This window comes from Streptomyces sp. A1136 (assembly GCF_004795055.1).
GTDB lineage: Bacteria > Actinomycetota > Actinomycetes > Streptomycetales > Streptomycetaceae > Streptomyces.
The window spans coordinates 1-24,048 of sequence record NZ_SSBJ01000013.1 but is presented as its reverse complement, the minus strand read 5'-3'; the positions used below and the strand labels follow the sequence as shown (position 1 = coordinate 24,048).

Genomic DNA, 24,048 nt, shown 5'->3' with positions numbered 1-24,048 from the left:
GGTCAGCCGCGCGCGCCACCGGGGGCGAGCGGGAAGTAGTCGATCAGCAGCATGTCGCGCACGCCCTGGCGGACTCCGTCCGCCGGCTCGATGGCGGAGACGCCGTGGAAGACGCGGCGGTCGTCGATCACGATCGACTCGAACGGCCGGAGCAGCGTGGTGCTGTAGATCGGCCGGTGGTCGCGGTCGTACAGCTGCGACTCGCCTCCCCGGACGTCGGTCCGGCGCATCAGGACCTGCGCCACGTAGTGGTGCCCGTCCTCGTGGACGCCTTCGGGGGCCGGAAGGCCCTTCGCGTCGCGGGTCGCGGTGATGCGGATCTGGTGGACGCCGACACCGCTGGTGGCCGGGTCGAAGTCACCGGGCACCCGCCCGGCGAAGAACCGGATGAGGGTGTGGAGCACCCCTTCGGCGGCCACCTCGTCGGCCAGCGGCGGGAAGTGCCGGTCGACACCGCCATGGAGGGAATTCACCTCGGCGCTCTGGTGGAAGGCCCGCGGGGGTTCCGCTACGAGGTCCCCGTCCAGGTCCCCGCCGGAGAAGCGGAAGGAACCGTGCCGGCGGCGGCGGTAGTCCGCGCCGTCCTTCATGTACGCATCGACCGGCAGATCCTCCCAGGATTCCAGGAACAGCTTGATCTGGCCCTCTGAGTGGGATTCCAGCGCCCGCTTCAGATCCCCCTCCGAGAAGTACCGGTACGGAGCGCTCACATTACCGGTCGTGCCCTGTGACCGTATTGCCTCGGTCGTCACTACACACTCCATTCATGGATTGTTCACGACGTTGCCTCAGCGAATGAGGCATCACCGATCCTGGCCTGAAGCAGTGCACCGGACAAGGCCGGAACGGCTGCGGGAACCTGCGCCGCAGGAACACGCGAGGGAACTGAGGCTGGACGGCCGGACTGCTGTCGCACCGTCGCCGAGCAGGTCTGTTCCGAATATTCCCCGAGTGTGCGACGGGCCCGAAAAGGGTCCGAAAACAGCCGTCAATGGCGGGAACGCGTCGGATAACCGGGTCGACGGTCGGGCGAGTTTTCCCCCGAGGCGCCCTCGGACAGCGGGGCGCGTGACGTGACCAAAGTCTCCCAACTGCGAACATGCTGGTAGGAGCGCCGTCAACTAGCCTGTCCCGAAGTACGGGTTGCCGGCATGGGGGAATGCAGCGTGAGGCCTGACTTCGGTACACGTCTCGAATCTCTACAATCGCAAGACATACAGCTCTACCGGGAGTTACTCGCCCGGGATTCGGCGCCGGGCCTGTCGGAGGACCCTGACTCCGTCCCCGGCGGGCAGGGGGTCGACATCCGGGAGGATTCGCTGGGTCGATTGCTCTCGTCCGGCCTCGCGGTTCCGGACGAGCAGAGCGAAACAGGCTTCACTCCTGTGAATCCCGAAACGGTCGGCAGTTACGTGGTGGCGGAGATCCTGGAAAGCTCCGCACGCTCGGCGATCAACCTGTTGCGGGTGCAGGAGGAATTGGGCCAGGTCGTGGCCGAGTACCGGAACAATCACGTTCGCGATGCCCGCGGATACGTGACGCACACCGGCTTCGCGAACATCAATGCCGCCATCCGGCTCGCGGCCCGCGAATGCCGTGACGAAGTGCTGACCTCGCAGCCCGGTGGCGCCAGGTCCGCGGCCGTCCTGAAGGAGTCGCTGGCGCCCACGCTGGAGATGCTGGAGCGCGGGGTGACGATGAAGACGATCTACCAGCACAGCGCGCGGTCCGGTTCGGCGACCCGCGACTTCGTCCGGGCGATCCAGGAGCGCGGCGCCCAGGTGGCGACGCTGGACGAGAGCTTCGACCGTCTGATCATCTTCGACCGGACGGTGGCGTTCATCCCCGCCGACGACGACCGCCGGGCCGCGGCGGAGATCCGCGCTCCGGCCGTGGTCTCGTTCCTCGTCGCCCTCTTCGAACGCTCGTGGCTCAGGGCGGTCGCCTTCACCCCGCCCGGCGGCGGCCGGGCCGCGACCCGCATCACCGACGACCTGGAGCTGGCGATCATGCGGCACATCGTCGCCGGCGACACCGACTCGGTGACGGCCGGGCAGCTCGGCATCAGCGTGCGGCGGTGCCAGGAGTACGTCGCGAAGCTGTCCTCGCGCCTGGGCAGCCGCAGCCGGGCCCAGTTGGGCTATCTCATCGCCAAGTCGGGTCTGCTCGACAACGCTTCCGAGGAGGCGACCCCGGGCGCCCGCGTGTGATCAGACGGCCCCCGGGCGCCGCGGGCCGCACCGCGGGCCGCGCCTCAGGCGCCCGGTAGCGGCGAGGGGGCCGGCTTGGCGGAGTCCCAGCCGATGTCACGGGCCACACCCGCCACGGCGGCCACCGACACGTCGCCGGGGGTCGCCGCGTGGGCGGACATGCCGGGCAGGGCGATCAGGGCCGTGGCGGAGAGGAGAAGGGTGGTGGCGAAGCGGTGCATGGGTTCTCTCTCATGGGGTGTCAGGTCGTACCGACTGCTGCGCCGAGGAGGTAGCGCCCATTTATGTTCAAGCAACACCTACCTCGGGATCAAGATCCCCCGGGGGTGGTAAACCCGCATTGCGCGAACCCGCACGCCCGAGACGCCGCCGGCCTGTCGGTGACGACTGCTTCCATGCCGCCGTGACCACCGTGCACGACACCGCCGCCGTGCTCCCCTCTGCGCGCGCCGGCCGTGCCGGACACCACGACGGGCGACGATCCGCTTCACGCTCCCGTCCGGCCCGGTGAAGACGCAGGGGGCCGACTCGATAGCCCCAGCACGGGCGGTCAGTAGTGGTACCGAGCCGCGAGGACGACGATTTCCTTGTCTGTCACCAGGTACACGAGGCGGTGCTCGTCGTCGATCCGCCGCGACCACACCCCGGGCAAGTGGTAGTTCAACGGCTCAGGCTTGCCGATACCCGTGAACGGGTCGCGCCTGACGTCCTCGAGGAGCTTGTTGATCCGGGCGAGCATCTTGCGGTCGTTCTTGAGCCAGGACGTGTAGTCCTCCCAGCCCTGATCCTCAAAGACAAGCCTCACGCGGCACCCGCACCCGCGTCCGCCGAATCCGGATCGATCAGCTCCCGCTCCGACACATTGACGTGGGCCAGGGCGTTCTCGTACGCCTTGAGCAACCGGCGCGCGTTCGCCGGCGAGCGCAGCAGGTACGAGCCCTCGCGCAGCGCCGCGTAGTCCTCGGCCGAGACGAGCACGGCGTTACCGTGCTTCGAGACGATCTCGATGGCCTCGTGGTTCTCGTTGACCTTCTTGATCAGCGGAAAGAGTTCCTTGCGGGCTTCGCTCGCAGTTATGGACATGCCCTTACCTCTTCCCTCAAGTGGTACTTAATAACGTACCACTCTCAGCGCCATCCCAGCACGGGAAAAAGCCAAGGGCCCGTCTCCGAGGAGGCGGGCCCTTCTGACCTGCAAGTTTGCCCAGTGAGCGACGTGGTGCTAATTCACACGCTCAGACGTTGAAGCGGAATGTTCAGCACGGAGCTCTCACCTGCGGAAACACGGTTTCTGGCGATCTTATCCAGCACCAATCCAGCACCGTGCGAGTACATCCAGCACATCCAGCACATCCAGCACGAGCGATGGAGCGCCACCAACCCGTCGCGCGCGTTGTGTACACATAGGACACTCGGTACCCTTGGGCGCATGACGCAGCCACTGCCCATAGAGTCCATCCGCGACGTGCGCGCTCACCTGGCAGAAGTCGTGGAGCGCGCAGACCGCGACGACGTGCCCACTGTGATCACACGTCGAGGCAAGGAAGTCGCTGCTGTGGTGTCCATCGAGATACTGCGCAAGTACCAGGAATGGGAAGAGCGCGAGATCAACCGGATCATCGACGAGCGCATGACCAACCCGGTACCCGGCATCCCGATCGAGGACATCATGAGGGAGACGCTGGCGCGCAGTGAGTGAGTACCGGACCGTCTTCCGACCCGAAGCTCAGGCAGAGCTGCGCAAGATCCCCCGCGACATGGCGCTGCGCATCCTGGCCAAGCTGACCGAGCTGGAGACCGACCCTCTCGGCTTCAACACCACCGCGCTCGTGTCCCAGCCCGAACGCCGCCGCCTACGTGTGGGTGACTATCGCGTCGTCTACACGATCGACAATGGTGAGCTGGTGGTGTGGGTCGTGCACGTCGGGCATCGCTCCACCGTTTATGGCACCTGATCCCGCGCCAGGAACAGCTGCGATCGGTCAGAATCCGCTGGAGGGAGCGTCACCATTGTCCGGGGGGCCGCGCCAGACTGTCAGTGCCGGCTGCTTCCATGGCGCCATGAGCACTGTGCACGAGACCGCCGCCCTCCTCCCCGACCCCGCTCAACTCCGCGCCCATCTGCGTGCACTGGCCGTCCTGGACGCCACGATCGGGGACGATCCGCGGTTCTGCTGCTACACCTTCGACGCCGCCTGGGGCCCCGGCACAGAGGCTGCCCTGATGGAGAATGGCTCTGGGGACGACTTCTCCGTCCTCTTCACCCCGGACGGCGTGCTCATACGCGGTTTCGACCACGAGTCGGAGATGAGTCCGTACGGAACGGACGACGAGCAGGTCTGGCCCGGTGTCATCGACGAAGTGCCCGCAGCGCTGCGCCCACTCCTGGACGCACCCGCCTTCCGCGACGAGGGCATCGACGCCCCTCGCGTCACCGCCTGCCTGTGGCGGAAGACTAACGACACGGCCTGGCGCACCGGCTCGTCCATCGCTTCCCCGCCGGCAGCAAGGACCCGGACGGGTCCGGCTTCCTCTTCCCGCTCCTCATCGACCGATCCCCCGAGGCCGTCCAGGCCCACTTCGAGGACTACTACGAGCGCCCCGTCCCTCTCGACGCCGTGCGCCACGTCCTCGCCGGGCACCCCCTCACCCCTGCGATCACCGCAGCCCTCAACCCGGCCGTCCTCTCGGACGACGCACTGATCCGCAGGATCGCCGCGCATCCCGAGGTCGCCTCCTATCTGGCCTGCGACGGCGAGTTCGACCTTGCGCGCACGGACCCGATCGAGTCGATCGCCCTGCCCAACGGCCTCCCGGTGGAGCCCATCGCCGGCTGCAACGCGGGCGGCACCCACTACTCCTGCGGCCCGGCCGTGCCCGATGGCCCCCGCCCCGTCCTCTACACCGACTCCGAGGGCCGGGCCTCCCTCATCGCCGAGTCTCTCGCCGAGGCCTTGACGCTCGCCATCGTCCTCCCGTCCTGGCACGACGCCCTGGCCGGCTCCCGTCCTCCTGCCCTCAACTCCGACTACCTCGACGATCACCCGGACCACCCCACCGTCTGCGACCGCCTCCTCGCCGCACTTCGGCTCCCCCCGGCCAGCGACCGGGAAGTCCTGGACCGCCTACTCACCACCGCCGCCCGCACCGTCCCCGACGGATACCTCCCGCACGTTCCAGACGAGGAGTCCTCCGGCTTCCAGCCGATGCTCGAACTGTCTGCCGAGTAGGGCCGACCCCACCCGACTGAGTCAGCGCCCCGTCGCGCTACGCCGGGGGCGAGGGCCGGGCCTGATCACCACTGACGCGACGTCAGAATATCCAGCACCTATCCAGCACGGGGACGACGAAGGGGTCGGGCTCACCGAAGCCCGACCCCTCCTGACCTGCATGCTTGACGAATTACCTAGCATGCAGTAACGACGCGACTACACGTTGAAGCGGAACTCCACCACGTCGCCGTCCTGCATGACGTAGTCCTTGCCCTCCATGCGGGCCTTGCCCTTCGCGCGGGCCTCCGCGACCGAGCCGCACTCGACCAGGTCGGCGAAGGAGATGATCTCCGCCTTGATGAAGCCGCGCTGGAAGTCGGTGTGGATGACGCCGGCCGCCTCCGGGGCGGTGGCGCCCTTCTTGATCGTCCAGGCGCGGGTTTCCTTCGGGCCGGCCGTCAGGTAGGTCTGGAGGCCCAGGGTGGCGAAGCCGACGCGGCCCAGGGTGGCCATGCCCGGCTCCTCCTGGCCGACCGACTGGAGGAGTTCGAGGGCCTCGTCGTCGTCGAGCTCGATGAGCTCCTGCTCCAGCTTGGCGTTGAGGAAGATCGCCTCGGCCGGGGCGACCAGGGCACGCTGCTCGTCCTTGAAGGCCTCGTCCGTCAGCTCGTCCTCGTCGACGTTGAAGACGTACAGGAACGGCTTCGTGGTCAGCAGGTGCAGCTCGTGGAGGAGGTCGCCCTTCTCCGTGCCCTTGGTGATGCCCTTCGAGAAGAGCGTGTCGCCGGCTTCGAGGATCTTCTGCGCCTCGGTGACGGCGCCCAGGACGGCGACCTTCTCCTTCTGGAGACGGGACTCCTTCGTCAGGCGCGGCACCGCCTTCTCGATCGACTGGAGGTCGGCGAGGATCAGCTCGGTGTTGATCGTCTCGATGTCGTCCTTGGGCGAGACCTTGCCGTCGACGTGGACGACGTTCTCGTCCTTGAAGGCGCGGATGACCTGGCAGATCGCGTCGGACTCGCGGATGTTCGCGAGGAACTTGTTGCCGAGGCCCTCGCCCTCCGACGCGCCGCGCACGATGCCGGCGATGTCGACGAAGTCGACCGTCGCCGGGAGGACCTTCTGCGAGCCGAAGATGCCGGCGAGGACGGCCAGACGCCGGTCCGGGACACCGACGACGCCGACGTTCGGCTCGATGGTGGCGAACGGGTAGTTGGCCGCCAGCACGTCGTTCTTGGTCAGGGCGTTGAAAAGGGTCGACTTGCCGACATTCGGCAGGCCGACGATTCCGATCGTGAGCGACACGTTGGCGACTTCCCGTAGCTGGAGGGGCGGCGGCCCGGGGGTGGGCCGACTGTCAGTTTACTTTCCGCTGAGCGGCGCTCGATGTATGCGTGTCCGGGCCGCCCCACAGGGCCCCTCCCGCCTAGTTTGGTTCGGTGGAGCCATACAGGGTGGAGCACCGGGTGGAGGAGTACAGCAGCGTGGAGCGATACGGGACGAAGCGCCCCGTACGTCGGCCCCCGACGGTCCCGCCGGCCCGGGCGCCGCGGCCGGCGCGGCCGGCGTCCGTCCGCCGGCTGCCCAGACCCCGGCTGACCGGGCTCGGCGGAGGGCTGTTCGCGTGCGCCGCGATGGTGCTGGTCGCCGGGGTCGACTGGCTGCTGTTCGGCTCCTCGCTGTTCGCGTACGGGCTGCTCTTCCTCCCCGTCGCCGCCGCCACCGCGCTCTGGGTCCGCCCGGCGGACCTGATCACCGCACCGGTGTCCGTGCCGATCGCGTTCGCGGTCGGGGTCTGGCCGGTCTCCGGGGGCTCCGGCGGATTCGGCGGCGAGCTGATGGGGATCGTGTCGGCCCTGTCCCTGCACGCCGGCTGGCTGTACGCGGGGACCGTGATCGCCGCGTTGATCGTGCTGGTGCGCAAGGCCGTGCTGATCGGGAAGCGGCGGCTGCCCAGGCGCGTGGCCTAGGTGCACTGACCGACCGGGCGTATCGACCGGGCGTATCGACCGGGCGTATCGACCGGGCGTATCGACCGGCAGGGCGTGTTCGGGGCACGCGCCGGGCGGCCGCCGTCCGCGAGACGGCCCGGGGGCGGGGCGCCTCGCGGGCGCCGCTACGCCGTCGTCGCCGGTCGGGCCGCCATCGCCGCGCCGACGATGCCCGCGTTGTTCCGGAGCTGCGCCGGGACGATCTCGGCCCGGATGCCCTCGATCAGCGGGAGGAACTTCTCGGGCTTGCGGCTGACGCCGCCGCCGATGATGAAGAGCTGAGGAGAGAACAGCATCTCCACGTGCTCCAGGTACTTCTGTACGCGCCGCGCCCAGCGCTCCCACGTCATCTCCGCGTCCTCCTTGGCCTTCACCGAGGCCCGCTTCTCCGCGTCGTGACCGTGCAGCTCCAGGTGCCCGAGCTCGGTGTTGGCCACCAGCCGGCCGTCGGTGAACAGGGCGCTCCCGATGCCCGTGCCCAGCGTCAGCAGGATGACCGTGCCGGCGCGGCCGCGGCCGGCCCCGTACGTCATCTCCGCGACCCCGGCCGCGTCCGCGTCGTTCAGGACCGTGACGGGGCGCCCGCCCAGCCGGCTCGTGAGCAGCGATTGCGTGTCCACGCCGACCCAGGCGGGGTCCATGTTGGCCGCGGTGCGGGTGACGCCGTCCGTGACGACGCCGGGGAAGGTGACGCCGACCGGACCCTCCCAGTCGAAGTGGCGGACCACCTCGACGACGACGTCGGCCACCCCCTCGGGGGTGGCCGGATGCGGTGTCGCCAGTTTCAGGCGTTCGTGCGTCGGCTCGCCGCGGTCCAGGTCCACGGGAGCGCCCTTGATGCCGGTTCCGCCGATGTCCACACCGAAGATCTCCATGGGACCACCGTAGAGAACGGCGCGGCCCGCGGCCTACTCGTCGGCGGTGTCCGTGTTCCCGGCGGCCCCGCCGCGCCCGGCGAGCAGTTCGGCGGCCTCGGCGCGCAGGTCGCGGCGCAGCTCCTTCGGCAGCGAGAAGACGATCGACTCCTCGGCCGTCTTGACGATCTCCACGTCCCCGTAGCCGCGCTGCGCCAGCCACTCCAGTACCTCTTCGACCAGCACCTCCGGAACCGAGGCGCCCGAGGTCAGGCCGACCGTGGTGACCCCGTCCAGCCAGGCCTCGTCGATCTCGCTCGCGAAGTCCACGAGGTGGGCCGCGCCCGCGCCCGCGTCCAGGGCGACCTCGACCAGGCGGATGGAGTTCGAGGAGTTCTTCGAGCCGACGACGATGACCAGGTCGGAGTCCGCGCCCATCTGCTTGACGGCGGCCTGCCGGTTGGAGGTGGCGTAGCAGATGTCGTCGCTCGGCGGCGAGACCAGCAGCGGGAACTTGGTCTTGAGCGCGTCGACGGTCTCCATCGTCTCGTCCACGGAGAGCGTGGTCTGCGACAGCCAGACGACCTTCGACTCGTCGCGGACGGTCACCTTCTCCACGTCGTGCGGGCCGTCCACGATGGTGATGTGGTCGGGGGCCTCGCCGGAGGTGCCGATGACCTCCTCGTGGCCCTCGTGGCCGATGAGGAGGATGTCGAAGTCCTCGTTCGCGTAGCGGATGGCTTCCTTGTGCACCTTCGTGACCAGCGGGCAGGTCGCGTCGATCGTCGCCAGCCTGCCGCGCGCCGCCTCCTCGTGGACCACGGGGGCCACGCCGTGGGCGGAGAACATGACGATGGAGCCCTCGGGGACCTCCTCCGTCCGCTCGACGAAGATCGCGCCCTTCTTCTCCAGCGTCTGCACCACGTACTTGTTGTGCACGATCTCGTGGCGTACGTAGACCGGCGCGCCGTACTGCTCTAGGGCTTTCTCGACGGCGATCACGGCTCGGTCGACACCCGCGCAATAACCGCGCGGGGCGGCGAGCAGGACGCGGCGGGAAGCGGGAGCAGGGGCGGGAGCAGTCATGGTCTCCATCGTACGGGGGTCTCCGGCAGGCCGGAGATCGCCCGTTCGGCACAGACTGGGTCGCACGTACGTACCGGCTATCCCCCCGGAGGATCGATGGCGTCCGCGACGGACACCCCCACGGCGCCCACCACGCTGCGGCGCACGCTCGGCTTCCGGGACCTGGTCGTCTACGGGTTGCTCTTCATCGCCCCCATGGCCCCGGTCGGGGTCTTCGGCACGCTCGACGCGAAATCGCACGGCGCGGTCGCCCTGGTCTACCTCGCCGCGACCGTCGCGATGGCCTTCACCGCCTCCTCCTACGCCCAGATGGTGCGGGTGGCCCCGCGCGCCGGGTCGGTGTTCACCTACGCCCGCCAAGGCCTGGGCGAGGGGCCGGGGCTGATCGCGGGGTGGATGGCGATGCTCGACTACCTGCTGATCCCGGCGGTCGCCTACCTCTTCTCGGGCATCGCGATGAACGCCCTGGTCCCCGAGGTCTCCCGTTGGGTGTGGACGGCGCTGGCGGTGGTGGTCACGACCCTGCTGAACCTGTGGGGCGTGCGGGTGGCCGCGCGCGTGGGCCTCGCCGTGCTCGCCATGGAGATCCTGGTGCTGCTGGTGTTCGTGGTGACGGCGGTGACCGTGCTGGCCCGGGGCGGTGCGCGGCGCGGCTGGCTTTCCCCGCTGACCGGGGACGGCTCGCTGGGCTTCTCGACGGCCGCCGTGCTGGGCGCGGTGTCGGTCGCGGTCCTGTCGTACCTGGGCTTCGACGCAATCGCCTCCTTCGCGGAGGAGGTGACCGGGGGTTCCGAGCGGGTGGCGCGGGCGGTGTTGTCCTGTCTGGCGCTGGCCGGGGTGCTGTTCGTCGCGCAGGGCTACCTGGCGGCGCTGCTGATGCCGGCGTCTTCCGCGGAGCTGGCGGCCGACCCGGCGCTACAGGGGCCGGCCTTCTACACGGCGGTGGAGTCGGCGGCCGGTACCTGGCTGCACGACCTGGTCGCGGCGAGCAAGGCGATCGGGGCGGCCTTCGCGGCGCTGGCGGGGCAGGCCGCGGCCGGTCGGCTGGTCTTCGCGATGGCCCGGGAGCGGCGGCTGCCGCGGGTCCTGGCGGGGACCTCGGACGGCACTCCCCGACCCGCCCTGTTGGTGGCTGCGACGCTGACGCTGGTCGCGGCGGTGTGGGCGGCCCGGCGGGACGACGGCCTGGACCACCTGGTGTCGGTGGTGGACGTCGGGGCGCTGGTGGCCTTCACGCTGCTGCACGCCTCGGTGGTGGGCTGGTTCGTCGTACGGCGCGGGGCCGGGGCCCCGAACTGGTGGCTGCACCTGGTGGTTCCCGTGCTGGGGGCGGCGGTGACGGTCGCGGTGATCGTCGAGGCGGCCCGGACGGCGCAGGTCGTGGGGGCGGTGTGGCTGGCGGTGGGGCTGGGGGTGTTGGTGGCGCAGCGGGGCCGACGCGAGCCGGATCGGGGGGCCGGGCCCCGCACCGGTGTCGGTCCGGGCGGCTAGCCTGCCTGCATGGGTCTGAATACATCGGCCGAGGCGCCGCTGCCGGTCGGTCAGGTGTCCCGGCTCATCGGGGGCTGGATCGACAAGCTCGGGCAGGTGTGGGTGGAGGGGCAGATCACCCAGTTGTCCCGGCGACCGGGCGCGGGGGTGGTCTTCCTGACGCTGCGCGACCCGTCGCACGACATCTCGCTCAGCGTCACCTGCTTCCGCCAGGTCTACGACGATGTCGCGGACGCGGTGTCGGAGGGCGCGCGCGTCGTTGTCCGGGCCAAGCCGGAGTGGTACGCCCCGCGCGGGCAGCTGTCGCTGCGGGCCACGGAGATACGGCCCGTCGGCATCGGCGAGCTGCTGGCGCGCCTGGAGAGGCTCAAGCGCTCGCTCGCCTCCGAGGGCCTGTTCGCCCTGGACCGCAAGCGGCCGCTGCCGTTCCTGCCGCAGCTGATCGGGCTGGTGGTGGGGCGTGCGTCGGCGGCCGAGCGGGACGTGCTGGAGAACGCCCGGCGCCGGTGGCCCGCGGTCCGCTTCGAGGTGCGCAACGTCGCCGTGCAGGGCGTGAACGCGGTGCCGCAGGTGATCCGGGCCGTGCGGGAGCTCGACGCGCTGGACGAGGTCGACGTGATCATCGTGGCGCGCGGCGGCGGCAGCGTCGAGGACCTGCTGCCCTTCTCGGACGAGGAGGTCGTACGGGCGGTCGCGGCAGCCCGGACCCCCGTCGTATCGGCGATCGGCCACGAGCCGGACTCCCCGCTGCTCGACCTGGTCGCGGACCTGCGGGCCTCCACGCCCACGGACGCGGCGAAGAAGGTGGTCCCGGACGTCGGCGAGGAGCTGGAGCGGGTACGCCAGCTCCAAGGCCGGGGGCTGCGCGCGGTGCGCGGGCTGCTCGACCGGGAGGAGCGCGGGCTGGCCCACGCCCTCGGGCGGCCGGTGTTCGTCCACCCGCGGCGGATGGTGGAGACCCGCGAGGCGGAGGTGGACGCCCTGTTGGCGCGCAGCCGGCGGACGCTCGGTCACCTGCTGGACCGGGCGGACTCGGAGTTGACGCACACCCGGGCGCGGGTTCTGGCCTTGTCCCCGGCGGCCACCTTGGAGCGCGGGTACGCGGTGCTCCAGCGGGCCGACGGCCACGTGGTGCGCTCGCCGGCCGAGGTCGGCGCGGGGGACGTGCTGCGCGCGAGGGTGGCGGCCGGGGAGTTCGCGGTGCGCGTGGACGGAGCCGGACGCCCCCCGGAGCGGGGCCGGCCCGAGGAGGCGCACGGGCCCGAAGAGACGGGCGGACCCGAGGAGACGGACAGGACCGAAGAGACGGGCGGGCCCGAGGAGACCCGGCGGGCCGCGGAGGGGGCAGGACCGGCCGGAGACACCAAGGGGGCCGGCCAGGCAGGGCAGGAGGCGGCCCGCGCCGCCGACTGACGGCGCGTCGGCTCGCCGCGCCATTCGTCCGACCGCGGATCAACCGCGAATCGAGTGCATGAGAGTGAGATGGGAATGACCGAGGCCGATACGGCGCTGGGGTACGAACAGGCCCGGGACGAGCTCATCGAGGTCGTCCGCAAACTGGAGGCGGGCGGGACCTCGCTGGAGGACTCCCTCGCGCTCTGGGAGCGCGGCGAGGAGCTGGCGAAGGTCTGCCGGCACTGGCTGGAGGGCGCACGGGCGCGGCTCGACTCGGCTTTGGCCGAGCGGGACGGCGGCGACGAGGGCGGCGGCTCCGGCGACCGGGGGGAATGACCCCGGCGGCGGAGGCGGGCGGCTCGAACCGAAGCCCGATGGTCGTGATCCGCGTCACACGGAACAGAATTTAGTTGAAAATTCATCTATTCCTGTCGTAGAGTCCTGGCCATAGCGCTCCACACCCGTCTTCACACCCGTACAGAAGAAGGCTTTCCGATGTCTCTCGTTCTCGACGCCGCCGCTCAGGACCTGCTGTTCCGCGAGGCCCGTACCGCCAACTCCTTCTCCGACGAGCCTGTGACCGACGAGCAGGTCCAGGCGATCTACGAGCTGGTGAAGTTCGGCCCCACCGCCTACAACCAGTCGCCGCTGCGCATCACCCTCGTCCGCTCCCCCGAGGCCCGCGAGCGCCTCGTGAAGCACCTGGCCGAGGGCAACCAGGCCAAGACCGCCGCCGCCCCGCTGGTCGCGATCCTCTCCGCGGACAACGAGTTCCACGAGGAGCTGCCGCAGCTGCTGCCGCACTTCCCGCAGGCCAAGGACGCCTTCTTCTCCGAGCGCCCGGTCCGCGAGCAGGCCGCCCTGCTGAACGCCGCGCTGCAGGCCGCCTACTTCATCATCGGCGTCCGCGCCGCCGGTCTGGCCGCCGGCCCGATGACCGGTCTGGACTTCGTCGGTGTCCAGAAGGAGTTCCTGGACGACGACCACACCCCGCTGATGGTCGTCAACATCGGCAAGCCGGGCGAGGACGCCTGGTTCCCGCGCTCCCCGCGCCTGTCGTTCGACGAGGTCGTCACCACCGTCTGAGTCGGCACCCGAGCGTCCGGGCCGGCGCCCGAGCCGGCGCCCGGTCCCGCTCCGCGGATACACGAAGAGGCCGCCCTCCCCGATCCGGGGAGGGCGGCCTCTTCGTGTATCCGGGACAGGGTCCCGTCCGCGGCGGCCGTCCATGGTGGGCGTCCGCGGTGGGGCCTCCGGGGTGCGCGTCCGCGGTGGGGCGCTATCGACCCTGCTTGAACTCCAGCGCCGCCGCCATCGCGCTCAACCGCTCGAAGGGGGCCGTCCCCGTCACCACCGTGACGTGGCCCTGCTCCTGGCGCACCAGCGCGTCGTACTTGTCGCCGTCCCAGCGCTCCCATTCCCCGTCGCCGATCCGCTGCGACCGACCGGTGGGCTTGGCCTGCTGCGTCACCTTGCCGATGTTCTTGGCCGAGGCGTCGCTGGACTGCTCCACCGCCACGTACTGCTTGTCCGGGTCGAGGAAGCCCAGGTGCCACGCGTCGGCGTTCTTGCGCTCGTAGGACACGGAGGTCGCCCGCCACTCGGCCGGCAGGCCCACGGGCGCGGCGACCGGATACGGCGCCGCGCGCCGGGCCGTCGCCGTCTCCACCCGGTAGTCGACCACGCGCGTCGGGTCGGCGTTCTCGTCATGCGGGACGAAAATGTAAATGCCCGCCACGACGACGCCGATCACCGCCAGCGACCGGACCATGTCCCAGACCGTCTGCTTGCCCTTCATACCTGCCACGGCTCCATAGTCCCGTACGCGCGGGAGCGATCACCGCCGGGGTAGGGCGCGGCGAGCGGACGAAGCCACTGGCCGGGGCGCAAGATGTCCGCTCAGGCCAACACCCTGACCGATATTCCGCTCATACGTGACCCGCTCTGCTCAATATGTCGACGTACCGATAGAGTTTCAGCACCCTCACATCCCGGCCGTCGTCGTACAGAAAGGTGCGCTCCGATGACCGAGCACAACCTGCCGCCCCAGCTCGAAGTCTCCCCGGAGGCCCCCGACCGCAACCTCGCCCTGGAACTCGTCCGGGTCACCGAAGCCGCCGCCATGGCCGCCGGCCGCTGGGTGGGCCGCGGCGACAAGCTCGGCGCGGACGGCGCGGCGGTCAACGCCATGCGCACCCTGATCTCCACCGTCTCGATGAACGGCGTCGTCGTCATCGGCGAGGGCGAGAAGGACGAAGCGCCGATGCTCTTCAACGGCGAACGGGTCGGCGACGGCACGGGCGCCGAGGTCGACATCGCCGTGGACCCGATCGACGGCACCACCCTGAACGCCAAGGGCATGCCGAACGCCATCGCCGTCCTGGCCGCCGCCGACCGCGGCACCATGTTCGACCCGTCGGCGGTCTTCTACATGGAGAAGTTGGTCACCGGTCCCGAGGCCGCCGACTTCGTCGACATCAACGCGCCCGTCTCGGTCAACATCCGTCGCGTCGCCAAGGCCAAGAACATGGCCGTCGAGGACGTCACCGTGGTCATCCTGGACCGCCCCCGCCACGAGGGCATCGTCAAGGAGATCCGCGAGACCGGCGCCCGCATCAAGTTCATCTCGGACGGCGACGTCGCGGGCTCGGTCATGGCGGTGCGCGAGGGCACCGGCGTCGACCTGCTCCTCGGCATCGGCGGCACGCCCGAGGGCATCATCTCGGCCTGCGCCATCAAGTGCCTGGGCGGAACCATCCAAGGCAAGCTGTGGCCGAAGGACGACGCCGAGCGCCAGAAGGCGATCGACGCCGGCCACGACCTCGACCGCGTCCTGCACACCAACGACCTGGTGTCCGGCGAGAACGTGTTCTTCGTCGCCACCGGCATCACCGACGGCGAGCTGCTGCGCGGCGTCCACTACCGCTCCGAGACCGCGACCACGTCCTCGCTGGTCATGCGCTCGAAGTCGGGCACGATCCGACAGATCGACTCCACCCACCGCCTGTCCAAGCTGCGCGCGTACAGCGCGATCGACTTCCACCACGCCCGATAGGAGCGTGCGGCCGGCGGGCAACGCGAGAGGGGCGGTCCTCCCGGTGGAGGACCGCCCCTCTCGCGTGCTGTCCGCTCACGTTCCCTCGTGACGACGGGCCCCACCGCCTCGGTGGGCCCGGCTCACCCCGCGGCCGCGACCGGGCCCGCCCCGCTGCCCTGGCGCAGCTCCGCGGCCCGGCGGCGGCGCCGAGCCAGTACGACGCGCCGCTCGGCGGCGGTCAGGCCGCCCCAGACCCCGTAGGGCTCGGGCTGGAGCAGCGCGTGTTCGCGACAGGCGACCATCACGGGGCATCGCGCGCAGACCCGCTTGGCGGCCTCCTCGCGGGCGAGCCGCGCCGCGGTGGGCTCCTTGGAGGGGGCGAAGAACAGCCCCGCCTCGTCCCTGCGGCACACCGCCTCCGCATGCCATGGGCCGTCCTCTTCCCTCGCCGGCACCCGCGGCTTCGGCACGGCGGCCGGACGCGCCTGAAGAGTCTTGACGGCGGCTACCTGCAGGGACTGATGCGGCGGATGCGGCACGGTCTACTCCTGACGACGTATACGCGAGCGAGAGACGATGCGTCTGTCCTTACCCGCTGTACGTGCCCCTAAGCACCGCGTGCCGCGCGTCGGCCGCTCCGGCCAACTTCGACCGAAACGCGTCCCTCCGCTCCCACCCGTGTCGCGGCCGGGGCGCCGTTCAGCCGCCGGGCCGGTCGTGCCGCCGGCTCGCGAGGTCGGTCACCCGTGCGCCGCGCTTGGGTCGGCCCTCGACGTTGCCCAGCAGCGCGAAACCGCGCACGATCACCACCGGTGCCTGCGGGTCGGCCGCCGCGACACCTTCGTCGGTCACTTCGAAGTTTCCGAGCACGCCGCCGCCGTAGCCGCGGAGGGTCACGTTCTCCGGGACGACGATGTCGACGTTGCCGAGGACGCAGTTCACGTTGATCTCCGTGACCCGCTGTTCGAACACGGCCTGGGTGAGGTCCAGGGAGACGTCCCCGAGGACGGAGACGACGCGGATGAGGGCGCCCGGGCGCCAGCGGCCCTTGCGCGAGGCGGAGCTGCAGACCGCCAGGACCGTCTCGACCTCGCCGCCCGCGGGCCCGACTGCGGGGACGGGCGGTGGGGCGCCCGCCCCGGGGGGCCAGGCGGCGGCGTGGGCCGCGGGGAGGTCGCGTACGAGCACGCCCAACTCCCCGACCGTCTTCACCGCGTAGAGGGTGTCCAGGCGTTCGGAGTGCTCCTCGGCGGTCAGCCGGCCTTCGGCCAGGGCGTCGGCGAGGAGTTGCGCTATCCGGTCCCGGTCGGCGTCGGAGGCGCGCAGCTCGGCGACCGGCGGGACGGCGGGTGCGGCAGGGGCGGCGGGGTGCTTTTCCAGGTCCACACCGCCAGCATAGCCAAACACGATAGATCGCGATACTCCCCGGAGGTCGGGTGCTGCGCGGCCCCGGTTCCCGGCAGTGAGCCTTACCTCACAGACACAGCCGTCCGGCGAGGTCCTACGCTTGAGGACTGCGCTGCCAATTGGTCGTCAGCGCTGTCTGCCGAGTGAGGAATGGCCACGATGCCGGAGTTCGCGTACACCGACCTGCTGCCCCTGGGCGAGGACACCACCCCCTACCGGCTGGTGACCTCCGAAGGCGTCTCCACCTTCGAGGCCGACGGCCGTACGTTCCTCAAGGTCGAGCCCGAGGCGCTGCGCAAGCTCGCCGAGGAGGCCATCCACGACATCCAGCACTTCCTGCGCCCCGCCCACCTCGCGCAGTTGCGGCGGATCATCGACGACCCCGAGGCCTCCTCGAACGACAAGTTCGTCGCCCTCGACCTGCTGAAGAACGCCAACATCGCGGCCGCCGGCGTGCTCCCCATGTGCCAGGACACGGGCACCGCGATCGTGATGGGCAAGCGCGGCCAGAACGTGCTGACGGAGGGCGCCGACGAGGCGGCCCTCTCGCGCGGCATCTACGACGCGTACACGCGGCTGAACCTGCGCTACTCGCAGATGGCCCCGCTCACCATGTGGGAGGAGAAGAACACCGGCTCGAACCTGCCCGCGCAGATCGAGCTGTACGCCACCGACGGCGGCGCGTACAAGTTCCTCTTCATGGCCAAGGGCGGCGGCAGCGCCAACAAGTCCTTCCTCTACCAGGAGACCAAGGCGGTCCTCAACGAGGGCTCCATGATGAAGTTCCTGGAAGAGAAGATCCGCTCGCTCGGCACGGCGGCCTGCCCGCCCTACCACCTGGCGATCGTGGTCGGCGGCACCTCGGCGGAGCACGCCCTCAAGACCGCCAAGTACGCCTCCGCCCACTACCTGGACGAACTGCCGACCGAGGGCTCCGCGCTGGGACACGGCTTCCGTGACCTCGACCTCGAACAGCAGGTCTTCGAGCTGACGCAGAAGATCGGCATCGGCGCGCAGTTCGGCGGCAAGTACTTCTGCCACGACGTGCGCGTGGTCCGCCTGCCTCGCCACGGCGCGTCGCTGCCGGTGGCCATCGCCGTCTCCTGCTCGGCCGACCGCCAGGCGGTCGCGAAGATCACCGCCGAGGGCGTCTTCCTGGAGCAGCTGGAGCGCGACCCGGCCCGCTTCCTGCCGGAGACCACGGACGAGCACCTGTCGGAGTCCTCGGACGTCGTCTCCATCGACCTGAACCAGCCGATGGAGACGATCCTCGCGACGCTGACCAAGCACCCGGTGAAGACCCGCCTGTCCCTGACCGGCCCCCTCGTCGTGGCGCGCGACATCGCGCACGCCAAGATCAAGGAGCGGCTGGACGCGGGCGAGGACATGCCGCAGTACCTCAAGGACCACCCGGTGTACTACGCCGGCCCCGCCAAGACCCCCCAGGGCTACGCCTCCGGCTCCTTCGGCCCCACCACGGCCGGCCGCATGGACTCCTACGTCGAGCAGTTCCAGGCGGCGGGCGGCTCGAAGGTCATGCTGGCCAAGGGCAACCGCTCCCAGCAGGTGACCGACGCCTGCGGTACGCACGGCGGCTTCTACCTGGGCTCGATCGGCGGCCCGGCGGCCCGCCTGGCGCAGGACTGCATCAAGAAGGTCGAGGTCCTGGAGTACGAGGAGCTCGGCATGGAGGCCGTCTGGAAGATCGAGGTCGAGGACTTCCCCGCCTTCATCGTCGTCGACGACAAGGGCAACGACTTCTTCCAGAACCCCGCCCCGGAACCCACTTTCACCCACATCCCGGTCCGCGGCCCCGGCCTGGCCTAGGCCCCGGCGTCGGGGCCCGCTACCGGCGCACCGCCGGCCGGCGGGCCCCGACGGGTGCGGCCCGCCACCCGTCCGCCCGCGCGGCGACGACCTCGGCGACGCCCGACGCGCACTCCTCGCACGGGCCGCGGTGCGAGGCCGCCGTCATCCGTTGTTCGGCCGTCCGTGCGGCACGCGGTAATCGGACGTCCCCCGTCGTCCCGATAACGTCTGCGGCATGACTGAGCTGCCTCCCACCGCCCGCGACGTACGTGTCATCGCCCACCGTGGGGCGTCGTACGAGCACCCCGAGCACACCTTGGCCGCGTACCGGCAGGCCGTCGAGGACGGGGCCGACGCGTTGGAGTGCGACGTGCGGCTCAGTGCCGACGGGCGGCTGGTGTGCGTACACGACCGGCGGGTGGAGCGGACCTCGGACGGCCGCGGGGTGGTCTCCGCCATGACCTACGAGGAACTGGCCGCGCTCGACTTCGGCCGGTGGAAGGGCCAAGAGCACCGCGGGGCCCGGGTACTGCTCTTCGAGGACCTGCTCAAGGAGACGCTGGCCGCCGGCCGGCCCGTCGGGCTGGCCGTGGAGACCAAGCACCCCACCCGCGCGGGCGGCCGGCTGGAGGCCGAGCTGGTGCGGGTGCTGCGGGAGCACGGACTCGCCGGCGGCGCCGACGGCCTCGTCGAGGTGATGAGCTTCTCTCGGAGCGCCCTGACCCGGTTGCACCGGCTCGCGCCCGGGCTGCCCGCCGTGTACCTGATCGAGCGCCGGCTGCGCCCCGCGCGCCCGCCGTTCGCGGGGCACGCCGGACCCGGTATCGACCTCGTACGCGAGGACCCGGGTCTGGTGGGCCGGTTGAAGGCCAAGGGGCTCGGGGTGAGGGTGTGGACCGTGGACGAGCCCGAGGACGTGGAGCTGTGTCTGCGCCTGGGCGTGGACACACTGATCACCAACCGGCCCCGGCAGGTGCGGGAGCAGGTGGAGGCGCGCCTGGGGCGTTGAGGCCGCGGGCGCCGGGCCCACACCCGGCCGGGGACCGGGCCGGGTGTGGGGGTGTACCGGGACGGTCAGACGAAGCGCTGGCCGGGCGAGCCGTTGCAGGTCTGCAGGCGCAGCGGCTCGTGCGGGGCGGCGACGGTCAGGCACATGCCGGAGGCGGCCGCGGGACGCAGGGTGGCGCCGTCGCGGACGAACTGCTGGTTGGCACCGCCGTGGCAGTTGTAGATGATCAGGGCGGTGCCGCTGCCGTAGACGGCTCCCGGGACGTCCAGGCAGCGGTCCTGGGTCAGTTCGGTGTGCAGGGCCTTGCGGGTGGCGTCGTACCACCAGCCCTGGTTGCGTCCACCGTGGCAGTCCCAGGCGACCACCTTGGTCTCGTCGGCGCTGGAGCCGCCGAAGGTGTCGAGGCAGTTGCCGGTCGCCTCGTTCTTCAGGGGCCGGTAGAGGGAGTCCCAGGCGCCGGCGGTCAGGACGGGGGTGCCGGTGCTCGCCGGGTCGGCGCAGGAGGCCTCGCGCAGACCGGAGTCGTAGAGCTGGGTCAGGCAGGAGGCGAAGGCGCCGTGGCCCCGGTAGTTGGGGTGGAAGGACTGCCGGGCGGTGTTCTCGTCCCACGGGAAGTGGTCCCCGAGGTCGAGGTAGAGGCCGCGGGCCCAGGCGTCCTCCATGCACACCTCGTGGCCGTGGAACAGCCGGGAGTTGTCCAGGTAGGTGGCGCCGGAGGCGAGGGCCGCCTCGCGCATGCCCTTCTCGAAAGTGGGCACCGCGTAGTTGCGGCCCCACGCTGCGTCGGAGTCGTAGCCGGCACAGCCTCCGGGGAGCTTGCCGGGGAAATCGGGGTTGTCGTTGAAGTCGGGGCCGATGGGGCTCGGGTAGCCCATCACGACCAGTTTGTAGTCGGAGTCGGCGTAGCCGGCGTCGCGCATGACGGTCTTGAGGTCCGCGACGGTCGCCTCCACCTTGGGCTTGAGGCCGTCCACGCGGGCCTGCCAGCCGGGGCCGTACTTGGGTTCGCAGGTGCCCTGGCTGAGGACCCAGCGGGTGACGCAGTCCGTCATGACGGGGCCGAACTGGAGGTCGTCGTTGGCTCCGGCGACCAGCAGCACCATCTTGATCCGGGTGTTGCGGGCCTTGATGGCCAGGTTGTCGCTCTGCACCAGCTCGTCGGGGTACTGCTTGCTGCCGCCGATGCGGATGTTGCCGGTGTACCCGCCGGAGCAGGCCACGTTGAAGGTGAGGTCGGCCGGGATGCCGGTGCGGTGGATCGCCGAGTCGGGCGAGCGGTGGCACTGGTTGGCGGACGTGTTGGTGGCGGGGTCGTAGTTGCCGACTCCCTCGCCCGAAATCTCGCTGTCACCGAGCGAGATCAAGCCGGTTTTGCGGTCGGCGAGCGGGCGCACGGCCGGGTCCCCGTAGATCTTGGTGGCCTCCGCCGCCCGGATGGCTTCCAGTTCGGGCGACAGGGGGGTGACCGTCGGTCCGGTGACGGGTGCCGCCTGGGCCATGGGGGTGATGGCGGTGACGCCCCCGAGGGCCGCCGCGATCGCCGCGACGGCCGCGAAGGTAGATCTGAGCCTGGGTTTCGTACGCGCACGTGCCATGAACGCCTCCCCGGTATCGGTGTTACCCCCGGTATTTACTGGCCGGTAGGGGAGTTGGGAACACTTCGAACAAGACAATTGCTCAACTTTTTGAGGAGGCCATCGACATGACAGACGACCGGCGGGCCACGAGCGGCCCCGAAGAGTTCCGCATCGAGCACGACTCCATGGGCGAGGTGCGGGTCCCCGCGCACGCCAAGTGGCGGGCCCAGACCCAGCGCGCCGTGGAGAACTTCCCCGTCTCCGGCCACCGGTTGGAACGGGCCCACATCGCCGCCCTGGGCCGCGTGAAGGCCGCGGCCGCGGTGGTGAACGCCCGGCTCGGGGTGTTGGACGACGACGTCGCCGAGGCGATCCGCTCCGCCGCCGAGGAGGTGGCCGACGGCCGCTGGGACGAGCACTTCCCCGTGGACGTGTTCCAGACCGGGTCCGGGACCTCGTCGAACATGAACACCAACGAGGTGATCGCCACGCTGGCGAGCGAACGGCTCGGCCGCCCGGTGCACCCCAACGACCACGTCAACGCCTCGCAGAGCTCCAACGACGTCTTCCCCTCCTCCGTGCACATCGCGGCGACCGCCGCCGTCACCGGTGAGCTGATCCCGGCGCTGGAACACCTCGCCGCCGCGCTGGAGCGCAAGTCCGCCGAGTTCGCGAAGGTGGTCAAGGCCGGGCGCACGCACCTCATGGACGCCACCCCCGTCACCCTCGGCCAGGAGTTCGGCGGGTACGCGGCCCAGGTGCGCTACGGCGTCGAGCGGTTGCGCGCGGCCCTTCCCCGGCTCGCCGAACTGCCCCTGGGCGGAACGGCCGTGGGCACCGGGATCAACACCCCGCCCGGGTTCTCCGCCGCCGTGATCGCCGAGGTGGCCGCGGCGACGGGACTGCCGCTGACCGAGGCGCGGGACCACTTCGAGGCCCAGGGCGCCCGGGACGCGCTCGTGGAGACCTCGGGGATGCTCCGTACGATCGCCGTCTCGCTCACGAAGATCTGCAACGACCTGCGCTGGATGGCCTCGGGTCCGCGCACCGGATTGGCCGAAATCAATCTCCCGGATCTCCAGCCCGGGTCCTCGATCATGCCCGGGAAGGTCAATCCGGTCATCCCGGAGGCCGTCCTGATGGTGGCCGCGCAGGTGACGGGCAACGACACGGCCGTCGCCGTGGCGGGCGCGTCCGGCAACTTCGAGCTCAACGTGATGATCCCGCTGATGGCCCGGAACCTGCTCGAATCGATCCGGCTGCTGGGCAACGCGAGCCGGTTGCTGGCCGACCGGACCGTGGACGGGATCACCGCGAACTCCGAGCGGGCCAGGGAGTACGCGGAGTCCTCGCCGTCCGTGGTGACCCCGCTGAACCGCTACATCGGCTACGAAGAGGCCGCCAAGGTGGCCAAGCGGGCCCTCGCGGAACGCAAGACGATCAGGGAAGTCGTGCTCGAATCCGGCTACGTCGACCAAGGCGCACTCACCCTCGCGCAGTTGGACGAGGCGCTGGACGTGCTCCGGATGACCCGGCCCTGACAGGACCGGGGGCGGGGTCCGGTTTCGGTCGTTTCCCGTCCCCGGACAGGTCCGTGACCTGCACCGCAGCACAAGGAGGGGCCTCCGCCCTAAGATCTGCGCATGACAGGTACCGGAGGCCGCGGGGACGGCGTCGCACGCGACGTGGCGCTCGGCGCCGCGGACGGGGAGCCGCTCACGCGCTGGGCGCCCGGGGAGCAGATCCTCTGGCGATACCGCGACTGCGCACCGGACCGCGGCGGCCCGGTCCACATCTGCCGACCGGTGACGGTGGTGCGCGACACGGACGAGTTGCTCGCGGTGTGGATGGCGCCCGGCACCGAGTGCGTCAAGCCGGTGCTCGCCGACGGCACCCCGGTGCACGCCGAACCCCTCGCCACCCGCTACACCGCGCCCCGGACCACCGTACGCTCGCGCTGGTTCGGCACGGGGGTGCTGAAGCTGGCCCGGCCCGGGGAACCGTGGTCGGTGTGGCTGTTCTGGGAGCCGGGCTGGCGGTTCAAGAACTGGTACGTGAACCTCGAGGAACCCCGGACCCGGTGGTCCGGCGGCGTGGACTCCGTGGACCACTTCCTCGACATCGCCGTCCACCCCGACCGCAGTTGGGTATGGCTCGACGAGGACGAGTTCGCGCAGGCGCGTCGGGTCGGATGGGTGGATCCCCCGTTGGCACGCCGGGTGCGGGAGGCGGGCCGTGCGGCCGTGGAGGTGGTCAAGGAGTGGGGTCCGCCGTTCCGTGACGGCTGGGAGGACTGGCGCCCCGATCCAGGATGGCCGGTTCCGGTTCTGCCCGAGGACTGGGACCGCACCCCTGCGCATATGACCTCATGAGACCCTTGATGCGCCCCCGGGGTGCGACCGTAGGATCGTCCCCCGCCGGGCCAGCCATCCTTAATCGACGTGCCGCACAGGGGACTTGGGTGCAGACCGACGCGAGGTGAGGTAACGAGCGGGACGCGGAACCACGGGGTGGTGGTGCCCCTGCCGCTGAGCGGGTATACCGCGACTGAACCGAGTTGAGTGCAGCGCACATCGAGCGCAAACGGACGGAAATCCACGCGTGACGGAGTACCCCACCTCCCAGGAGGGCCCGCAGCCCGTCGCCTCCGGCGGAGGTACGGATGACGCCGGCCACGGCAAGGCCCCGATCGTGGCCGCCGAGGCCGTGCGCACGCATGCGCAGAACGCGGCAGGTGATCCGGACGGCGCCCGCGCGCCCGGCCGGTCCGCCGAACTGCCCCGGCCCCGGGGCGGGGGCGGGGGCGGCCGTCCGGCCGCCGACGGGGCGTCCGTGGGCGCCCTGGACGGCGCTGCGGGGGACGGCGCCGGCGCGTACGGCCTCGCGCAGGGGCGGGCCGAAGTGGGTGCCGCCGGGCATCTCCATGTCGAGGCCGGCCGTGAGGGAGGCGACGGCGTTGTGGGTGGCATCC

The 24,048-nt window shown here is 70.7% G+C and carries 25 protein-coding genes and 1 pseudogene; 15 read left to right on the top strand and 11 right to left on the bottom strand.

Translation table 11 applies throughout. The features are described from left to right. Positions 1–2: 2 nt before the first annotated feature. Complete coding sequence (locus E6R62_RS14750) at positions 3–710, bottom strand: 2OG-Fe dioxygenase family protein (RefSeq protein WP_240801676.1); 708 nt, start codon at positions 708–710, stop codon at positions 3–5. Between the two features lie 456 nt (positions 711–1,166). Between E6R62_RS14750 and E6R62_RS14745 the strand changes: the two genes are divergently transcribed. Next, entirely contained in the window at positions 1,167–2,210 is a 1,044-nt protein-coding gene (locus E6R62_RS14745; protein ID WP_136213867.1) for a hypothetical protein, read from the top strand. Positions 2,211–2,254: 44 nt separating this feature from the next. Here E6R62_RS14745 and E6R62_RS39515 read toward each other — a convergent pair whose 3' ends face one another. From E6R62_RS39515 to E6R62_RS14735, 3 genes are all read right to left on the bottom strand, one after another. After that, on the bottom strand, positions 2,255–2,431 hold the full coding sequence (locus tag E6R62_RS39515; RefSeq protein ID WP_168714055.1) for a hypothetical protein: 177 nt from the start codon (positions 2,429–2,431) through the stop codon (positions 2,255–2,257). Positions 2,432–2,760: 329 nt separating this feature from the next. Next, complete coding sequence (locus E6R62_RS14740) at positions 2,761–3,015, bottom strand: Txe/YoeB family addiction module toxin (protein ID WP_136213866.1); 255 nt, start codon at positions 3,013–3,015, stop codon at positions 2,761–2,763. Next, entirely contained in the window at positions 3,012–3,293 is a 282-nt protein-coding gene (locus E6R62_RS14735; protein ID WP_099889684.1) for a type II toxin-antitoxin system Phd/YefM family antitoxin, read from the bottom strand. Before E6R62_RS14735 ends, E6R62_RS14740 begins: the two co-directional genes overlap by 4 nt. Before the next feature lie 345 nt (positions 3,294–3,638). Between E6R62_RS14735 and E6R62_RS14730 the strand changes: the two genes are divergently transcribed. The 3 genes from E6R62_RS14730 to E6R62_RS40835 all read left to right on the top strand — a co-directional run bounded on the left by E6R62_RS14730 (position 3,639) and on the right by E6R62_RS40835 (position 5,439). After that, complete coding sequence (locus E6R62_RS14730) at positions 3,639–3,908, top strand: type II toxin-antitoxin system Phd/YefM family antitoxin (RefSeq protein WP_136213865.1); 270 nt, start codon at positions 3,639–3,641, stop codon at positions 3,906–3,908. Further along, complete coding sequence (locus tag E6R62_RS14725) at positions 3,901–4,164, top strand: type II toxin-antitoxin system RelE/ParE family toxin (RefSeq protein WP_136213864.1); 264 nt, start codon at positions 3,901–3,903, stop codon at positions 4,162–4,164. Before E6R62_RS14730 ends, E6R62_RS14725 begins: the two co-directional genes overlap by 8 nt. A 663-nt stretch (positions 4,165–4,827) precedes the next feature. Beyond that, positions 4,828–5,439, top strand: a complete 612-nt coding sequence (locus tag E6R62_RS40835) for a hypothetical protein (RefSeq protein WP_240801675.1) — start codon at positions 4,828–4,830, stop codon at positions 5,437–5,439. Positions 5,440–5,637: 198 nt separating this feature from the next. Here E6R62_RS40835 and ychF read toward each other — a convergent pair whose 3' ends face one another. Beyond that, positions 5,638–6,726 (bottom strand): redox-regulated ATPase YchF, encoded by a 1,089-nt coding sequence (gene ychF / locus E6R62_RS14715; RefSeq protein WP_136213863.1) that lies wholly within the window; start codon positions 6,724–6,726, stop codon positions 5,638–5,640. A gap of 179 nt (positions 6,727–6,905) precedes the next feature. Between ychF and E6R62_RS14710 the strand changes: the two genes are divergently transcribed. Continuing rightward, on the top strand, positions 6,906–7,391 hold the full coding sequence (locus tag E6R62_RS14710; RefSeq protein WP_136213989.1) for a DUF6542 domain-containing protein: 486 nt from the start codon (positions 6,906–6,908) through the stop codon (positions 7,389–7,391). Between the two features lie 146 nt (positions 7,392–7,537). Here the strand turns inward: E6R62_RS14710 and ppgK are convergent, their stop codons facing one another. Both ppgK and E6R62_RS14700 read right to left on the bottom strand, forming a co-directional pair. Further along, positions 7,538–8,287, bottom strand: coding sequence for a polyphosphate--glucose phosphotransferase (ppgK, locus tag E6R62_RS14705; protein WP_136213862.1), 750 nt, complete (start codon positions 8,285–8,287; stop codon positions 7,538–7,540). Between the two features lie 33 nt (positions 8,288–8,320). Further along, entirely contained in the window at positions 8,321–9,361 is a 1,041-nt protein-coding gene (locus tag E6R62_RS14700; protein WP_136213861.1) for a 4-hydroxy-3-methylbut-2-enyl diphosphate reductase, read from the bottom strand. An 87-nt stretch (positions 9,362–9,448) separates the two neighbouring features. Between E6R62_RS14700 and E6R62_RS14695 the strand changes: the two genes are divergently transcribed. The 4 genes from E6R62_RS14695 (at position 9,449) to E6R62_RS14680 (ending at position 13,324) form a co-directional block, all read left to right on the top strand. Then, entirely contained in the window at positions 9,449–10,843 is a 1,395-nt protein-coding gene (locus E6R62_RS14695) for an APC family permease (RefSeq protein WP_136213860.1), read from the top strand. A 9-nt stretch (positions 10,844–10,852) separates the two neighbouring features. After that, entirely contained in the window at positions 10,853–12,256 is a 1,404-nt protein-coding gene (gene xseA, locus E6R62_RS14690) for an exodeoxyribonuclease VII large subunit (protein ID WP_240801674.1), read from the top strand. Positions 12,257–12,331: 75 nt separating this feature from the next. Beyond that, positions 12,332–12,574, top strand: a complete 243-nt coding sequence (locus E6R62_RS14685) for an exodeoxyribonuclease VII small subunit (protein WP_136213859.1) — start codon at positions 12,332–12,334, stop codon at positions 12,572–12,574. 159 nt (positions 12,575–12,733) lie between these two features. Beyond that, a complete protein-coding gene (locus E6R62_RS14680) occupies positions 12,734–13,324 on the top strand; it encodes a malonic semialdehyde reductase (RefSeq protein ID WP_136213858.1) in 591 nt (196 codons plus the stop codon). Positions 13,325–13,517: 193 nt separating this feature from the next. Here the strand turns inward: E6R62_RS14680 and E6R62_RS14675 are convergent, their stop codons facing one another. After that, complete coding sequence (locus E6R62_RS14675; protein ID WP_206308729.1) at positions 13,518–14,036, bottom strand: DUF4245 domain-containing protein; 519 nt, start codon at positions 14,034–14,036, stop codon at positions 13,518–13,520. 225 nt (positions 14,037–14,261) lie between these two features. On the opposite strand from E6R62_RS14675, the gene glpX reads away from it, so the two are divergent. Beyond that, entirely contained in the window at positions 14,262–15,293 is a 1,032-nt protein-coding gene (glpX, locus tag E6R62_RS14670) for a class II fructose-bisphosphatase (RefSeq protein WP_136213856.1), read from the top strand. Between the two features lie 122 nt (positions 15,294–15,415). On the opposite strand, the gene E6R62_RS14665 is transcribed toward glpX, so the two are convergent. Together E6R62_RS14665 and E6R62_RS14660 are read right to left on the bottom strand one after the other, a co-directional pair. Then, complete coding sequence (locus E6R62_RS14665) at positions 15,416–15,790, bottom strand: WhiB family transcriptional regulator (RefSeq protein WP_136213988.1); 375 nt, start codon at positions 15,788–15,790, stop codon at positions 15,416–15,418. 184 nt (positions 15,791–15,974) lie between these two features. Continuing rightward, positions 15,975–16,661: a DUF1707 domain-containing protein gene (locus E6R62_RS14660; RefSeq protein WP_136213855.1), complete on the bottom strand. Its 687-nt coding sequence runs from the start codon at positions 16,659–16,661 to the stop codon at positions 15,975–15,977. A 180-nt stretch (positions 16,662–16,841) separates the two neighbouring features. Between E6R62_RS14660 and E6R62_RS14655 the strand changes: the two genes are divergently transcribed. Beyond that, complete coding sequence (locus E6R62_RS14655; RefSeq protein ID WP_168714054.1) at positions 16,842–18,509, top strand: fumarate hydratase; 1,668 nt, start codon at positions 16,842–16,844, stop codon at positions 18,507–18,509. 217 nt (positions 18,510–18,726) lie between these two features. Beyond that, positions 18,727–19,500, top strand: a complete 774-nt coding sequence (locus E6R62_RS14650) for a glycerophosphodiester phosphodiesterase family protein (RefSeq protein WP_136213853.1) — start codon at positions 18,727–18,729, stop codon at positions 19,498–19,500. A 65-nt stretch (positions 19,501–19,565) separates the two neighbouring features. Here E6R62_RS14650 and E6R62_RS14645 read toward each other — a convergent pair whose 3' ends face one another. Continuing rightward, positions 19,566–21,095, bottom strand: coding sequence for a ricin-type beta-trefoil lectin domain protein (locus tag E6R62_RS14645; RefSeq protein WP_136213852.1), 1,530 nt, complete (start codon positions 21,093–21,095; stop codon positions 19,566–19,568). Positions 21,096–21,202: 107 nt separating this feature from the next. Here E6R62_RS14645 and E6R62_RS14640 point away from each other — a divergent pair, with 107 nt between their 5' ends. The 3 genes and pseudogenes from E6R62_RS14640 to E6R62_RS14630 form a co-directional block, all read left to right on the top strand. Further along, a complete protein-coding gene (locus E6R62_RS14640) occupies positions 21,203–22,618 on the top strand; it encodes an aspartate ammonia-lyase (RefSeq protein WP_136213851.1) in 1,416 nt (471 codons plus the stop codon). Positions 22,619–22,720: 102 nt separating this feature from the next. Beyond that, complete coding sequence (locus tag E6R62_RS14635) at positions 22,721–23,449, top strand: DUF402 domain-containing protein (protein ID WP_136213850.1); 729 nt, start codon at positions 22,721–22,723, stop codon at positions 23,447–23,449. Positions 23,450–23,678: 229 nt separating this feature from the next. After that, positions 23,679–24,048: pseudogene (locus E6R62_RS14630) on the top strand (serine/threonine protein phosphatase); the annotation flags it as partial.

What these genes read in the sequence shown, in the direction of transcription:
- ppgK (WP_136213862.1), bottom strand. Translation starts at nt 8,287, where the DNA reads ATGGAGATCTTCGGTGTGGACATCGGCGGAACCGGCATCAAGGGCGCT.
- E6R62_RS14695 (WP_136213860.1), top strand. Translation starts at nt 9,449, where the DNA reads ATGGCGTCCGCGACGGACACCCCCACGGCGCCCACCACGCTGCGGCGC.
- E6R62_RS14680 (WP_136213858.1), top strand. Translation starts at nt 12,734, where the DNA reads ATGTCTCTCGTTCTCGACGCCGCCGCTCAGGACCTGCTGTTCCGCGAG.
- E6R62_RS14730 (WP_136213865.1), top strand. Translation starts at nt 3,639, where the DNA reads ATGACGCAGCCACTGCCCATAGAGTCCATCCGCGACGTGCGCGCTCAC.
- glpX (WP_136213856.1), top strand. Translation starts at nt 14,262, where the DNA reads ATGACCGAGCACAACCTGCCGCCCCAGCTCGAAGTCTCCCCGGAGGCC.
- E6R62_RS14650 (WP_136213853.1), top strand. Translation starts at nt 18,727, where the DNA reads ATGACTGAGCTGCCTCCCACCGCCCGCGACGTACGTGTCATCGCCCAC.
- E6R62_RS14655 (WP_168714054.1), top strand. Translation starts at nt 16,842, where the DNA reads ATGCCGGAGTTCGCGTACACCGACCTGCTGCCCCTGGGCGAGGACACC.
- E6R62_RS14635 (WP_136213850.1), top strand. Translation starts at nt 22,721, where the DNA reads ATGACAGGTACCGGAGGCCGCGGGGACGGCGTCGCACGCGACGTGGCG.
- E6R62_RS14735 (WP_099889684.1), bottom strand. Translation starts at nt 3,293, where the DNA reads ATGTCCATAACTGCGAGCGAAGCCCGCAAGGAACTCTTTCCGCTGATC.
- E6R62_RS14685 (WP_136213859.1), top strand. Translation starts at nt 12,332, where the DNA reads ATGACCGAGGCCGATACGGCGCTGGGGTACGAACAGGCCCGGGACGAG.
- E6R62_RS14645 (WP_136213852.1), bottom strand. Translation starts at nt 21,095, where the DNA reads ATGGCACGTGCGCGTACGAAACCCAGGCTCAGATCTACCTTCGCGGCC.
- E6R62_RS14640 (WP_136213851.1), top strand. Translation starts at nt 21,203, where the DNA reads ATGACAGACGACCGGCGGGCCACGAGCGGCCCCGAAGAGTTCCGCATC.
- E6R62_RS14675 (WP_206308729.1), bottom strand. Translation starts at nt 14,036, where the DNA reads ATGAAGGGCAAGCAGACGGTCTGGGACATGGTCCGGTCGCTGGCGGTG.
- E6R62_RS14700 (WP_136213861.1), bottom strand. Translation starts at nt 9,361, where the DNA reads ATGGAGACCATGACTGCTCCCGCCCCTGCTCCCGCTTCCCGCCGCGTC.
- xseA (WP_240801674.1), top strand. Translation starts at nt 10,853, where the DNA reads ATGGGTCTGAATACATCGGCCGAGGCGCCGCTGCCGGTCGGTCAGGTG.
- E6R62_RS39515 (WP_168714055.1), bottom strand. Translation starts at nt 2,431, where the DNA reads ATGCACCGCTTCGCCACCACCCTTCTCCTCTCCGCCACGGCCCTGATC.